This window comes from Streptomyces sp. NPDC057963, assembly GCF_042887155.1.
Taxonomy (GTDB): Bacteria; Actinomycetota; Actinomycetes; order Streptomycetales; family Streptomycetaceae; genus Streptomyces.
The window spans coordinates 293,753-307,007 of the sequence record NZ_JBHVPX010000003.1; the positions used below are offsets into that span (position 1 = coordinate 293,753).

The 13,255-nt window shown below is 70.8% G+C and carries 11 protein-coding genes; 6 read left to right on the forward strand and 5 right to left on the reverse strand.

The window, feature by feature from the left end; translation table 11 throughout:
* Nucleotides 1-53: 53 nt before the first annotated feature.
* On the reverse strand, nt 54-2,177 hold the full coding sequence (locus ACFVT1_RS08410) for a glycogen debranching N-terminal domain-containing protein (RefSeq protein ID WP_389793593.1): 2,124 nt from the start codon (nt 2,175-2,177) through the stop codon (nt 54-56).
* A 125-nt stretch (nt 2,178-2,302) separates the two neighbouring features.
* On the opposite strand from ACFVT1_RS08410, the gene ACFVT1_RS08415 reads away from it, so the two are divergent.
* The 5 genes from ACFVT1_RS08415 to ACFVT1_RS08435 all read left to right on the forward strand — a co-directional run bounded on the left by ACFVT1_RS08415 (nt 2,303) and on the right by ACFVT1_RS08435 (nt 7,639).
* Nucleotides 2,303-3,343, forward strand: a complete 1,041-nt coding sequence (locus ACFVT1_RS08415; RefSeq protein WP_389793594.1) for a LacI family DNA-binding transcriptional regulator — start codon at nt 2,303-2,305, stop codon at nt 3,341-3,343.
* A gap of 118 nt (nt 3,344-3,461) precedes the next feature.
* Nucleotides 3,462-4,706: an extracellular solute-binding protein gene (locus ACFVT1_RS08420; RefSeq protein ID WP_389793595.1), complete on the forward strand. Its 1,245-nt coding sequence runs from the start codon at nt 3,462-3,464 to the stop codon at nt 4,704-4,706.
* Nucleotides 4,707-4,712: 6 nt separating this feature from the next.
* Entirely contained in the window at nt 4,713-5,858 is a 1,146-nt protein-coding gene (locus tag ACFVT1_RS08425; protein ID WP_389793596.1) for a carbohydrate ABC transporter permease, read from the forward strand.
* Nucleotides 5,855-6,793: a carbohydrate ABC transporter permease gene (locus tag ACFVT1_RS08430; RefSeq protein ID WP_389793597.1), complete on the forward strand. Its 939-nt coding sequence runs from the start codon at nt 5,855-5,857 to the stop codon at nt 6,791-6,793. Before ACFVT1_RS08425 ends, ACFVT1_RS08430 begins: the two co-directional genes overlap by 4 nt.
* A 225-nt stretch (nt 6,794-7,018) precedes the next feature.
* Nucleotides 7,019-7,639, forward strand: a complete 621-nt coding sequence (locus tag ACFVT1_RS08435) for an L-threonylcarbamoyladenylate synthase (RefSeq protein WP_389793598.1) — start codon at nt 7,019-7,021, stop codon at nt 7,637-7,639.
* 290 nt (nt 7,640-7,929) lie between these two features.
* Here the strand turns inward: ACFVT1_RS08435 and ACFVT1_RS08440 are convergent, their stop codons facing one another.
* From ACFVT1_RS08440 to ACFVT1_RS08455, 4 genes are all read right to left on the reverse strand, one after another.
* Nucleotides 7,930-8,118, reverse strand: a complete 189-nt coding sequence (locus ACFVT1_RS08440) for a ferredoxin (RefSeq protein WP_389793599.1) — start codon at nt 8,116-8,118, stop codon at nt 7,930-7,932.
* A 31-nt stretch (nt 8,119-8,149) separates the two neighbouring features.
* Complete coding sequence (locus ACFVT1_RS08445) at nt 8,150-9,355, reverse strand: cytochrome P450 (RefSeq protein ID WP_389793600.1); 1,206 nt, start codon at nt 9,353-9,355, stop codon at nt 8,150-8,152.
* A 260-nt stretch (nt 9,356-9,615) separates the two neighbouring features.
* Nucleotides 9,616-10,353: an SAM-dependent methyltransferase gene (locus tag ACFVT1_RS08450; protein WP_389793601.1), complete on the reverse strand. Its 738-nt coding sequence runs from the start codon at nt 10,351-10,353 to the stop codon at nt 9,616-9,618.
* 503 nt (nt 10,354-10,856) lie between these two features.
* Nucleotides 10,857-11,477 (reverse strand): TetR/AcrR family transcriptional regulator, encoded by a 621-nt coding sequence (locus ACFVT1_RS08455; RefSeq protein WP_389793602.1) that lies wholly within the window; start codon nt 11,475-11,477, stop codon nt 10,857-10,859.
* A gap of 144 nt (nt 11,478-11,621) precedes the next feature.
* Here ACFVT1_RS08455 and ACFVT1_RS08460 point away from each other — a divergent pair, with 144 nt between their 5' ends.
* Nucleotides 11,622-13,061 carry an amidase gene (locus ACFVT1_RS08460; protein ID WP_389793603.1) on the forward strand — a complete coding sequence of 480 codons (1,440 nt, stop codon included), beginning with the start codon at nt 11,622-11,624 and terminating at the stop codon, nt 13,059-13,061.
* Nucleotides 13,062-13,255 lie beyond the last annotated feature (194 nt).

Sequence of the window (13,255 nt, forward strand, 5' to 3'; positions counted from 1 at the left end):
GACCTCGCCCCGCACCGCGGGGTCATGCCTCGGACCGGGCGCGTCGGACCGCGTCAGCGGGGCGTCATGTGCTGCCTCCTCACCTCCAGGCCCTGCGGCGCCTCCACATGCGCCGTTCCGTCGGCGTCGACGGAGATGTCCAGTCGCCCGCCCGCGATGTCGAGTCCCTCGACCTTCAGCGGACGGTAGGCCTCCGCGAACCCGGGCGCGACCGTGAGCGTTCCACCGGGGACATCGGCGGAGAGACCCAGCACCGACTGGAGGACCATGACGGACGAGGCCGCCGCCCAGGCCTGGGGGCGGCAGGACGCGGGATAGGGCGCGGGCCGGGCGTCGGTCGCCGCTCCGTGACCGGCGAACAGTTCGGGAAGCCGCGCGTCGAAGGCCGCCGACGCGGTCAGCAGCCCCTCGGACAGGGACGCGGCCGCTTCCGGGAAACCGGCCCTGACCAGGCCGTGCACGGCGATGGCCGTGTCGTGCGGCCAGATGGAGCCGATGTGGTAGCCGTACGGGTTGTAGGCCACGGAGTCGCTGCTCAGGGTCCGCAGACCATGGCCCGAGTCGAGGTCGGGCGCGCTGAGCCTGGCGGCGAGCAGGGCGCTCTCCTCCTGGTTGAGCAGGCCCGTTCCCAGCAGGTGTCCGAAGCCCGAAGTGGCCGAGTCCACCGGCCTCTTCTCCCCGTCGAGCGCCACGGCCGGGTACGGTCCCCGCTCGTCCTCCACCCAGAAGTGGCTGCGGAAACGGTCACGCAGCCGTTCGGCCCACTCCTCCCACCGGTCGGCGCCGGGCCGGCCGAAGGCGCGCAGCAGGGCCGCGCCGCCCCGCGCCGCCTCGTAGGCGTACGCCTGGACCTCGCAGAGTGCGATCGGGGATGTGGCGAGGCGTCCGTCGCGATAGCGGATGGAGTCGCCCGAGTCCTTCCAGCCCTGGTTGGCCAGGCCGCGGCCGGTGTGGTCGATGTACTTCAGAAAGCCGTCCCCGTCCGCGTCCCCGTGGTCGCGCATCCAGGCGAGGGCGGACTCCGCGTGCGGCAGGAGCTGTTCGACCTGGTCGGGTGCGAGGCCCCAGCGCCAGGAGTCGTGCAGCAGGGTGATCCAGAGGGGCGTGGCGTCGACCGTGCCGTAGTAGCAGGGCGGCAGGGAGAAGTTCTCGTTGAAGTTCTGGGTGGCGCGGCGCACTTCGTGCAGGATCTTGCCCGGCTGCTCCTCGGTGTCCTGGTCGGACTTCGTGCCCTGCCTGCGGGCCAGGGTGCGCAGCGTACCGGCGGCGAGACCGGTGCCCAGCGGCAGCAGCATCCGGGCCGCCCACAGGGAGTCGCGGCCGAAGAGGGTGAGGAACCAGGGGGCCCCGGCGGCAAGGAACTGGTCGGCGGGGTTCTCCGGGTCGGTCAGCCGCAGCCGGTCGAGGTCCGCGGCCGACTGGCTCAGCCAGTGGTCGAAGCGCCGGTCGGCGCTGCGCAGCCGCGGCGTGCTCCAGGGCAGGCTGCCGGCCGGGGGCGCGGGGAACTGGTCGCCGTCCTGGTGTGCCGCCTCGCAGTGCAGTACGGCGGTCCAGGACGAGCCGGGGGCGAGTTCGACCTCGTACTCCAGCCGTCCGGTGGCCGGGTCGGCCGCGGCGGGCTGCGGGGAGCTCGTGAGGCGCACGGCGATGCCGTCCCGCGACCAGTCGAGTCCGCCCCCGGCGGCGGTGGCGGTGACCGGGCTCCGCGCGTGTCCGGACTTGACGCGCTCGATCGGGGCGAGGTCCGACCCGGCGGTGACGATCAGCCGGACCCGGACGTGCCGGCGCCCGGCGTTGCCGACTTCGAGGGTCTCCTCCAGGTGCCCGGGGGTGACGCGGCGACGCCGGTGCAGGGTGACGGCCGGGTCGGGCGTCTCCTCGCCCAGCCCGCGCAGCACACTGCGGAAGGCCGCGCGGTCCGCTCCCTCAAGGGCTCCGCGCACCGGGGCGAGCACGATTCCGTCCGCCGCGACGGTCAGCCGGGACAGTGCCCTGCTGTCGCCGTGGTAGAAGCCGTCGGCGTCGCCGTCGATCTGGCCGTCCGCGTGCGAGATGGCGAAGCTCGGGGCGTACAGCGTCACACAGGCGTCGTGCAGGAACGGCTGGAGGCCTTCGACCGACGGACCGGCCCCCGTCTCGGAGTTCGTTATGTCGTGGGTCTTGACAGTGGTGTCCAAAAGAGCAGAACCTCTCAGGCATTGGAGCGTTCCAAGAACCCTAACGACGACCTCAGGGCGTTGACAACGCTTTTGGAACGCTCCAATGAACTCATCCGTTCGCACAACCGGTTCCGGAGACGCTCATGCCCCGCTCCCCCAACAGCCCCGCGCCCAAGGCCGCTTCGGTCACCCTGGCCACGGTCGCACGGCGGGCCGGAGTCTCTCCGCAGACGGTGTCGAACGCACTCAATTCGCCCGAACTGCTGCGTCCGGAGACCCTGGACCGGGTCCTGCGCACCATCGACGAGCTGGGCTACCGCCCGCACCGAGCGGCGCAGACCCTGCGCACCCGCTCCAGCAAGCTCATCGGGTACGGCATCCGGCCCACCGCCCCCGGCACCTCGGCACCGGTCTTGGACCGGTTTCTGCACGCCCTGTCCCAGACCGCCGACGAGGCCGGCTACCGGATCCTGCTCTTCGCCTCACCTCCGGGCAGCGCCGGCCTCGACGGGTACGAGGAGCTCCTCGACCTGCACAACGTGGACGGTTTCGTGCTGAGCGGCACCGAACGCGGCGACCAGCGCCAGGCCTGGCTGGAGAAGCGCGGTGTGCCGTTCGTGGGCTTCGGCCGGATGTGGTCCGGCCGGCAGATCGGCGACTGGGTGGATGTCGACGGCGCCTCGGGCACCGACGCCGCGGTCGAGCACCTGGTGGGTCTGGGGCATCGCAGGATCGCGTTCCTCGGCTGGCCGCGCGGCTCCGGGGTCGGCGACGACCGCGCCACCGGATGGCAGCGCGCCATGGGGCGGCACGGCCTTCCGGTGCGCGGCAGGCGGGCGCGGAGCGTCGACGACATCGCCTCGGCGCAGGCCGCCGTCGGTCCGTTGCTCGACGGAGGTGCCACGGCCGTGATCGCCGCGAGCGACATGCTCGCGCTCGGCTGCTACCAGGCCCTGCGGGAGCGACGGGCCGTGCCGGGCGCGGACGTCGCGGTCGTCGGCTTCGACGACTCCCCCACGGCGGCGCTCCTGTCCCCCGGCCTGTCCTCCGTCGCCCAGCCGCTGGAGGCCGTCGGCCGCGAGTGCGTCCGGCTTCTGCTGGCCCGTATGTCGGGACCCGGCGCCCCACCCGAGCGCGTCCTGCTCGAACCGTCCCTCGTCGTGCGCGACAGCACATCCGCGTAGGGCCACCGAACCACCCCGTGCCCGTTCACGGGCCGCCGGCCCGTCCGCGGACCGGCGATTCACCCCACGCCCCTTCCGGGCAACCGAGCCGCAAGTCCTATCCCCCCTGGAGGAATTCATGGCAACCCGTACCGCCGTCGCAGCCCTCGCCACCTGCGCGGCGCTCCTGGCCGCCACCGGCTGCTCGTCCAGCTTCGGCAGCGACAAGGAGCCGGAGCAGGACAAGGCCGCCAAGCAGAAACTGACGGTACTGATCGCCACCTCGGGGGACGCCGAGACCCAGGCGGTCAAGGCCGCCGCCGCCGCGTACGCGAAGAAGTCGGGCAACTCGGTCTCGGTCGAGATCGCCAAGGACATGAACCAGCAGCTTGCCCAGTCCTTCGCCGGGCACAAGCCGCCGGACGTCTTCTACGTCAACTCCGACCAGTTCGCGAACTACGCGAAGGGCGGCTCGCTCTACCCGTACGGGGACCGGATATCCGACGCCGACGACTTCTCCGCGCAGTTGCGCACCTCGTTCTCGTACGACGGGAAGCTGGTCTGCCTGCCGAAGGACACCTCGACCCTCGCTCTCGCCATCAACACCGACCTGTGGAAGAAGGCCGGGCTGACGGAGAAGGACTACCCCAAGAGCTGGGAGGAGCTGAGGACCGTCGCGGACAAGCTCACCGGCAACGGCGTCACCGGTCTGGTCACCAGCGACGAGTACCAGCGGCTCGGCGTCTTCATGAAGCAGGCGGGCGGCTGGCTCACCGACCCGGGCCAGAAGAAGATGACCGCCGGCACCCCGGAGAACGCCAAGGGGCTCGGCTTCGTCCAGTCCCTGCTCAAGTCCGGCTCGATGAAGTTCGCCAAGCAGGTGGACACCAGCTGGGGCGGTGAGGCGCTCGGCAAGGGCAAGGCCGCCATGACCATCGAGGGCAACTGGCTCGAAGGGGGCATGAAGCTCGACTACCCCGATGTGAAGTACGCCGTCGCACCACTGCCCGAAGGACCGGCCGGGAAGGGCACCCTCGCCTTCAGCAACTGCTGGGGCGTCGCCGCCGACAGCGCGCACCGCGAGGCGGGCGTCGACCTCGTGAAGCACTTGACGTCCGCCAAGCAGCAGCTCGCCTTCGCCGACGCGTTCGGTGTCATGCCGTCGCGGACGAGCGCGCTCAAGACGTACGCCGGGAAGGTGCCGGCCGCCAGGGCCTGGGTGGACGGCAGCACCTATGCGCAGGGCCCGGTGACGATCGCCGGCTTCGACAAGGTCCTGAGCCAGTTCAACACCGATCTGCAGTCGCTGCGCACCGCCGACCCGAAGAAGATCCTCGCCGACCTTCAGCGCAACGGCGAACAGGCGATCGCGAAGGGCAACTGAGCCCCCATGCCCATCCGCACGATCCGCGCGAGCGGAACCCGATCGACCGGCTCGACCGGCGCACCTGACGGCGCACCCGGCGAAACCGGCACCCCCGCGAAGGCCCGCGCCCGGCGCGCGGGCCTTCGCGGGGAGGGCGCCTGGGGCTGGCTGTTCGTCAGCCCGATGGTGCTCGTCCTCGGCCTGTTCATGGTGCTTCCCATCCTGATGGCTCTGTGGGTGAGCCTGCTGCACTGGGACGGGCAGTCCAATCCGTTCTCCGGCCAGGCCGATTTCGTCGGCCTGGACAACTACCGGGCACTCCTGACGCAGGACGGCCTCGACCGCACGCTCTTCGCGACGTCCCTGCGCAACAACGCCTACTACGTCCTGCTGACCGTTCCCCTCCAGACCGGGCTGGCACTGGGCCTGGCCCTGATCGTCAACCAGAGACTCCTGCGGGGGCGCGGCGCGCTCCGTACGACGTTCTTCTTCCCGTCGGTCACCAGCTCCATCGCCGTCTCCACGGTCTTCCTCTTCCTCTTCCAGGGCAGCGGAGCCGTCAACTCCCTGCTGTCCTGGATCGGGGTCAAGGGACCGAACTGGTTCGCCGATCCCCGCGGGGTGCTCTCCCTGGTCCTGGGCGGGCTGGGAATCGTCGATCCCGATCGGCCCACCGGGTTGCTGGCCGAACACTCCACGCTGGGGCTGTCGTGGTTCGAGTGGCTCTCGGGTCCCTCGGTCGCGATGTGCACGCTCATCCTCCTCGCCGTGTGGACCACTTCCGGCACGTTCATGCTGATCTTCCTCGCGGCACTTCAGAACATCCCGCGGGAGCTGGAGGAGTCGGCAGCCATGGAAGGGGTCGGCCGCCGCCAGATGCTGTGGCATGTGACGCTGCCCGCGCTGCGTCCCGTGCTGTTCCTGGTACTGACGCTCGGGCTGATCTCCACCTGGCAGGTCTTCGACCAGGTGTATGTGATGGGCCAGGGCGCTCCGGGCAACACGACGCTCACGCCCGCCTTCCTGTCGTACTCCGCGGGCTTCGACAACGCGGACTTCGGGCAGGGCGCGGCAATCGCCTTCATCCTGCTCGCCCTGATCCTCGTCCTGACCGCGTTCCAGCGCTGGGCGCTGCGGGAGCGTGGTGTACGCACCGGGAGGAACCGATGACCGCCACTGGCACGGCCGTACGCGAACGGACCCGGCGTTCCCCGGGCCGGCGCAACCCGCACGACCGGGGACGTCCCGTCCTGAGCCGCTTCCGCCTGCCGTGGCGGCTGCTGGGGTACGCCGCGGTGCTGGGGCTGGGGCTGCTCTACCTGCTCCCGTTCGTCCTCCAGTTGGTGACGGGCTTCAAGACGGATGCGGACGCCGCCGCGCATCCGCTGGCCCTGCTGCCCACCACGCCGACCACGGCCGCGTACCAGCGGCTGCTCGGCCTGAGCCAGGCCGCCGACGGTGTGCCCTTCCTCCGCTGGCTGGGCAATTCGGCGCTGGTGGCGGTGCTGGTGACGGCGGGCCGGGTGCTGTTCGACTCCATGGCCGGATACGCGCTGGCGCGGCTGCGCTTCCGGGGCCGCTCGGTGCTGCTGGGGTTTGTGCTCGCGGTGATGGCGGTACCCGGAGTGGCCCTGCTCATCCCGAAATTTCTGGTGCTGAACACCTTCGGGCTCTTCGACACGTACACCGGCATGGTCCTCCCGTTGCTGGTGGACGCGGCGGGCATCTTCATCATGAAGCAGTTCTTCGAGTCGGTGCCCCGCGAGGTCGAGGAGGCCGCACGGGTCGACGGGGCGGGGGTGTTCCGGATCTTCTGGTCCGTGGTCCTGCCGATGGCCAGACCGGCATTGATCACCCTGACGATCCTGTCGTTCCAGGGGTCGTGGAACGAGTTCACGCACTTCCTCGTCAGCACGCAGTCCGGCCGGTACGAGACCCTCACCACGGGCCTGGCCCGCTTCGTCTCGGGCGGGCTGGGCGGCGGAACGCAGTATCCGCTGAAGCTCGCGGCGGCTCTGCTGTCCACGATTCCGGTGGCCGCGATGTTCTTCTGCTTCCAGCGCTACTTCGTGAGCGGCGCCAACGCGGGCGCGGTCAAGGAGTGACCCGCGGCCGGACCGGGCCCCGCCGCTCCGGGTGCGATGCCGTTGATCGCCCAAGGGCGGTCCCGTAGTCCCTGGCGGGCGTGCGACGACAGCTACGGCACCTCGCCGCGTCGTCAACGCCCGAATACATCCAGTATTCGGGCGTCCCTCCGCCGTGCGGTGCACCGCGTCCGACGCCGCACGCCGATCCACCAGGGACTACGGGACAGCCCTTAGACTCGGCGGATGGCGAAGTATTTCGACGTGCACCCCGAAAACCCTCAGCAGCGCACCATCCGCACCGTGGCCGACAGCATCCGGTCCGGCGCGCTCGTCGCGTATCCGACCGACTCCTGTTATGCGCTGGGGTGCCAGCTGGGCAGCCGTGACGGCATCAACCGGATCCGGTCGATCCGGAACCTGGACGACCGTCACCACTTCACCCTCGTGTGCCAGAACTTCGCGCAGCTGGGTCAGTTCGTGCACATCGACAACGATGTGTTCCGCGCGATCAAGGCAGCGACGCCCGGCAGCTACACCTTCATCCTCCCGGCGACGAAGGAGGTGCCGCGTCAGCTGCTGCACCCGAAGAAGAAAACGGTCGGCGTGCGGATTCCCGACCATGTCGTCGCTCAGGCTCTGCTCGCCGACCTCGGTGAGCCGCTGCTCTCCAGCACCTTGCTCCTGCCCGACGAGGACGAGCCGCTGACCCAGGGCTGGGAGATCAAGGAACGGCTCGACCATGTGGTGGACGCCGTGGTCGACTCGGGCGACTGCGGCACCGAGCCGACCACGGTCATCGACTTCTCCGGCGGCGATCCGGAGATCGTGCGCCGCGGGGCGGGCGACACCGCACGGTTCGAGTAGCCCGCACCGGCGGTCACAGGGTGCCTCTCGCCCCGCACCGGCCCGCGCGACCGCACCGTTCCCACGTATGCCGGGTCGAGGACGGAGAGGCTTGCTCCTTCGGGCCCGTACGGAAAGGTGTGAGACGGAGCCGCCGCCGTGTCCACCCCGGAGGACGCCTCGTCCGCCGGGCCGGGGCGCCGTTGTCGCCGGGCGGGAAGTTCCTGACGGGCCGGACGTGTGCGCCGGGCCGGGCGTTCCGGCCCGGCGCACAGTCGACGCCGAACTGCGGGGGTGCGACCCGAGAGCCGCTACGCCACCGTGATCGCCTGCACCGGGCAGACCCGTACAGCCTCCTTGATCATCGTGTCGGTGGCGCCCTCCTCGTGGCCCGGCAGCAGTTCGCTGAAGCCGTCGTCGTCCTGGGTGAAGACCTCGGGGGCGGTCAGCACGCACTGGCCGGCACCGATGCATACATCCCTGTCGATACTGATCCGCATCAACACGGCATCCTTTCCTGGAGGGTTCCGGTCACCACGCCACGGGCAGTTCGAGCATGCCCTGGAGCGTGTCGCCGGGCTTGAACGGGATCTCTTCGGCCGGTGCCGCCAGCCGCAGCCCCGGCAGCCGGTCGAAGAGGGTGCGCAGCGCGATCTCCATCTCGGCCCGCGCGAGGTTCTGGCCGAGGCACTGATGGATGCCGAAGCCGAAGGCCACGTGGTGGCGCGACCGCCGGCCGAGGTCCAGCTCGTCCGGCGTCGGGTACGCGGCCTCGTCCCGGTTGATCACCGAAGTGGACAGCACGACGCCCTCACCCGCCCGGATGGTCACCCCGCCCACCTCGATGTCCTCCGTCGCCAGCCGTGCGAGGCTGTCGACGATGGACAGGTAGCGCAGCAACTCCTCGACCGCGGTGGGCATCAGCTCCTCGGAGCCGCGCAACCGGTCCAGCTGGTCCGGGTGTTGAAGGAGGGCGAACGTCCCGAGCGAGATCATGTTCGCGGTCGTCTCGTGGCCGGCGATGAGGAGGATCTCGGACAGCTGGACCAGTTCGTCACGGTCCACGGCCCCGGATTCGAGCTGCTGGGCGATGAGCTCGTCGAGCAGCCCCTCGCCCGGGTCGGACCGTTTGCGCTCGATCAGCACCCGGAAGTACTCGTCGAGCGCGTTGCGCGCTTCTTCGACATCGGCGGCCCGGGGGCCGCGCAGCAACTTGCGCGACTGGGACTCGAAGAAGTCGTGGTCGGCGTACGGAACGCCGAGGAGCGCACAGATCACCATGGAGGGAACCGGGAGCGCGAAGGCGCTCACCAGATCGGTGGGCGGCCCCTGTTCGATCATGGTGTCCAGCAGCCGGTCCACGGTCTGCTGGATCCTCGGCCGCAGTGCGGCGATCCGCTTCACGGAGAAGCTGGGGATCAGCATCCGCCGCTGCGCGTTGTGCTCGGGATCGTCGGTGCCGATCAGTCCGACCCGCCGCCTGGCGCTCAGCGCCAGCCGCTCGGCGATCACCGGGAACTCGGGGTTCTCCCGAGCGGACGACAACCGCCGGTCGACCAGCAGCGCACGCGCCTCGGCGTGCCCGGTCACCAGCCAGACCCGGCGGCCGTCGAAGAGTCTGGCGGGAGACACGGGAGACAGCGGGGGTTGGCCGTCGTTCTGGGGCCGGTACTCCGTCGGAGGGTGGTAGGGGCAGGTACGGTCCTGCGGAAAGGAGACGGTCTCGGTGTCTGCCATGCCGGGCCTCGCAAACAGAATGGAGGGGTTCTACCGATCTCCCTCCACTAGATGCCTCAGTCACCTAATTGGTCTACGCGATGTTCGGCCAACTCGTCGGGAATACACGCCATGAGGCCGGAAGTGCTCCGGCCCAAACGTGCCCCCGCTCCGTCCGAGCGGGTCCGGGGCTCGTCACTCCCTCCGCGGTCGGCCGTCCGCACTCCTTCCGCGGTCGGCCGTCCGGGCGGCCCCGGGTCCCGTACAGCGTTCGTCCGAGGTCAGTCGGAGGTCCGACGCAGGACCAGACCGACGAAGCCCCAGGTGTCCCGGTAGACGCGCAGCCATTCCGCGCGGCGGATGGCGGCCGTGTCGAGCACGTGGGCGCTGTCCGGGTCCTCGGGGTGGTCCAGAGCCCAGGAGGCCAGCGACCCCCAGCAGGCCCACTCGTAGTCGTCCAGCTCGCGTCGCGTGCTGACATGCCCGTGGACCGGAGTCCATCCGTCGGCGACGACGCGGTCCACGGTGGCGGCCAGGTCGGTGAAGTCCCCGAGCATCTCGACGGCCTCCGGCGACGGCGGACGCTCCCAGAAGCCTTCGCCGATCAGGACGCGTCCGCCCGGGGCCAGGTGCTCGCGCGCCGCCGCGAGGGTGGGCAGCAGTCCACCGAACGCATGGGTGGCCCCGACGCTGATCACCACGTCGAACGGGTGCGCGGAACGGAATTCCGCGGCCTCCTGGTGGTGCAGCACAAGCCGGTCCTGGACGCCGCGGCGGCTCGCCGCCTCCCGGGCCTGCCCCAGGGCGTCCTCGGAGAGGTCGACACCCTCGGCGAGCAGGTTCGGGTACGCGGCGAGGGCACGCAGAAGCCATTCCCCGCCACCGCACCCCAGGTCCAGTACCCGCTCGTCGCCACGCGGCATGCCGCGTTCCAGTAGTTGCCGTACCGATGCGTCGTCGAGTGGGGACCTGATCGGGTGGTCCACATGGGCAAGGCCGGAGATCTGTTCACGGTTCACCGGCGCAGCCTGACAGTGCCGGAGGCCGTTCGCATGTCATTAAATCCGCGGACCGGACCGGGCCGGGCCGGGTGGCCGGACGGCCGCGCGCCGGCAATCGGCCCACCGGTACGGACCGTTGCTCCTGCTCCGTCGAACGGAACGGACACCCCCGTTCCGTGGCCGCCGCATCGGGGCCGAGCCGGGTATCGACCGGCGTCCGAAAATCGTTCCCGAGTGCCCTGGTGGCCGACGCGACGCGGGCACGCCTCTGGGCGACGCCCCTCTGCGACGCGCGGCAGCAGTCGAACGTGGCCGGGGGACGGTCCTGCCGTTCTCGTCACGCGTCCGGATGCCGGCGCCGCAGGCCCCGAAGGTGCCGCGGTCCGGAACGGAGGAGATCTGCCGCCACGCCCACTGGCCGGCCACACCTCGATGCCATGGGCGAGCTGTTTCGTGGCGCGGCCGAAGCCGGTCCGGACGACGGGCGGTCCGTCGGAGTACGCCTGGACGGCTCGGAGCGCTCAGTCGGTGCGAGGAAGCGGAACCGGCTGCCCCCAGAGGCCGGCCAGGTGCGCATGGAGGACGTCCTGCGCCTCCTGCCGGGTGAGATGCCCGATGAGGACGTGCGCGGTGAGGCCGTCCGCGAGGGCGAGCAGAGTGCGGGCCTCCCGTTGCGGATCGAGGGAGGCCGCGCGGTCGGAGCCGTCACCGGCTTCCGTGATGAGACGGGTGAACGCCTCTTGCAGCGACGCGTAGTTCGCCCTGAGCATCCCGGCGAGCGGCTCACTGACAGCCGCCTGCGCGATGAACGCGAGCCAGACCCTCGCCTCGGCACGGTGCTCTTCCCGGAGCAGCGAGAGTTCGGTGACGGCGTGGCCCAGGGCGGTGCCGGCCGACTGCGCCGGACTCCTGACGAGGCGGGCCCGTACACGCTCGCCGATTCGCTCACCGATGTGCCCGAGAGCGAAGACGAGCATCTCCTCCTTGGTCCGGAAGCACCGCTGCACGGCGCCCATCGACACCTGTGCACAGGCGGCGACGTCGCGGAGGGTCACGCCCTCCAGGCCGCGTTCGTCGGCGAGGCGGCAGACGGCCTCCGCAATCCGGCGACGCCGGTCCGTGTGATCGACCTGCCTGGGCATACCCGGTCGCCTCCCTGGTTTCGCTGGTTTCGCGGTGTTCTTTCGTGGATCACTTTATTCGATGCGCACGTATCGGATCCCGGGTTACAGTACCGATGCAAGTGCATCGGTACGTGGAACACGGATGGAAAGGGATACGAGCGCATGCAGGATGCCCTGTGGAAGATGTCTGCCGCCGCGCAGGCGGAGGCGGTGCGCAATGCCGAGGTCTCGGCGGCCGAACTGGTCGACAGTCACCTGGAGCGCATAGCCGAGGTCAATCCGCACGTGAACGCGATCACGCAACTCCTGGCGGAGCGCGCACGCGCCGCCGCGGCGCAGACAGATCGCCGGCGGGCCGCCGGTGAGCCGTTGGGGCCGCTGGCGGGGGTTCCGTTCACGGTAAAGGAGAGCACCGCCGTCGAAGGCGTGCCGACCACGTTCGGTACGCCGCGCTTCCGCGATCTGGTGGCCCCGGCCGACGCGCCCCCGGTGGCACGGCTGCGCGCGGCCGGGGCGATCCCGATCGGGCACAGCAACCTACCGACCCTGATCCTGGCGGGGATGCACACGCGGAGCGAGCTGTTCGGGGACACGGTCAACCCGTGGGACCGCAGCCGGACCCCGGGCGGATCCAGCGGGGGCGACGGGGTGGCCGTCGCCACGGGCATGGCAGCGCTCGGACTCGGCAACGACTCCGGTGGATCGGTGCGCGTCCCGGCCCAGTTCTGCGGCGTGGCCGGGCTGAAGCCGACCAGCGGACGCTTCCCCGCGGATCACCGCTTCCTCGGCCCGGACGACCCCGGGCCCGCGTCCCAGATGCTGGTGACGGACGGTCCGCTGGCACGGAGTGTGGGCGACCTGCGGTTGGCGTACGAGGTGTTGGCGGGGGTCGATCCGCGTGACCCCCGGGCCGTACCGGTGCCCGCGTACGGTGAACCGCTTCCCGGCCCGGTGAAGGTCGCGGTCGTGCCGGACCCGGGCGGGCACGGCGTTCACCCCACGATTCGCGCGGCTGTCGAAACCGCGGCCGGGGCCCTGCGTGACGCGGGGTACGACGTGCGGGAGGCAGAGGACGTGCCGAGGCTGGACGAGGCACTCGACGCGTACGGCCGGATCACCGTGACCGAGTTCGCCACGACCTGGCCGGTGGTGCGGAAGCTGCTCGGAGAGGGCGGGGACCGCTATATCGAGATGTCGATGGAGCAGACCCCGCCCGCGAGCGCCGACGAGTTCATGAAACTGATGGGCACCTGGTTGAACATCCGCCGCTCCTGGGCCGAATTCCTCGACGAGTACCCGCTGCTGCTCGGCCCGGTCTTCACCGAGCCACCCGTCGAGCCGGGGCTGGAATCGCGGGACAGGGCCGGGCGGGACCGGGTCGGCTCGGCGATGCGTCTGTGCACCGTGACCAGCTTCGTGGGCGTGCCCGGCGTGGCCGTACCGACCGGAGTGGTCGACGGGCTGCCGTCGGGAGTGCAGATCGTCGGACGCGCGTTCCGGGAGGATCTGTGCCTGGCCGCGGCCCAGGCGATCGAGGCCAGGCTCGGCGTCTTCACACCGGTGGACCCGCGTGTGGGGAATGAGGTCCGCGTGAGCCGTTGACCCCCACCCGGTCGGGCCGATCTGCCCGCCACCGGGGTACGTCGACGGGGCGGCTCCGCCCCGGATCCCGTCCGCCGCCCCGGAGGCGGCCCGTCCACCGTCCACTGCCCTGTGCTGTGCTGTGCCGTGGAGGCGGAGACGAAACGCCGGGCCCCCTCGTGGGCGCGGATCCGGAACGGCGGCTGCGGCGGCGG

What these genes read in the sequence shown, in the direction of transcription:
- ACFVT1_RS08415 (WP_389793594.1), top strand. Translation starts at nt 2,303, where the DNA reads ATGCCCCGCTCCCCCAACAGCCCCGCGCCCAAGGCCGCTTCGGTCACC.
- ACFVT1_RS08420 (WP_389793595.1), top strand. Translation starts at nt 3,462, where the DNA reads ATGGCAACCCGTACCGCCGTCGCAGCCCTCGCCACCTGCGCGGCGCTC.
- ACFVT1_RS08425 (WP_389793596.1), top strand. Translation starts at nt 4,713, where the DNA reads ATGCCCATCCGCACGATCCGCGCGAGCGGAACCCGATCGACCGGCTCG.
- ACFVT1_RS08430 (WP_389793597.1), top strand. Translation starts at nt 5,855, where the DNA reads ATGACCGCCACTGGCACGGCCGTACGCGAACGGACCCGGCGTTCCCCG.
- ACFVT1_RS08435 (WP_389793598.1), top strand. Translation starts at nt 7,019, where the DNA reads ATGGCGAAGTATTTCGACGTGCACCCCGAAAACCCTCAGCAGCGCACC.
- ACFVT1_RS08440 (WP_389793599.1), bottom strand. Translation starts at nt 8,118, where the DNA reads ATGCGGATCAGTATCGACAGGGATGTATGCATCGGTGCCGGCCAGTGC.
- ACFVT1_RS08445 (WP_389793600.1), bottom strand. Translation starts at nt 9,355, where the DNA reads ATGGCAGACACCGAGACCGTCTCCTTTCCGCAGGACCGTACCTGCCCC.
- ACFVT1_RS08455 (WP_389793602.1), bottom strand. Translation starts at nt 11,477, where the DNA reads ATGCCCAGGCAGGTCGATCACACGGACCGGCGTCGCCGGATTGCGGAG.
- ACFVT1_RS08460 (WP_389793603.1), top strand. Translation starts at nt 11,622, where the DNA reads ATGCAGGATGCCCTGTGGAAGATGTCTGCCGCCGCGCAGGCGGAGGCG.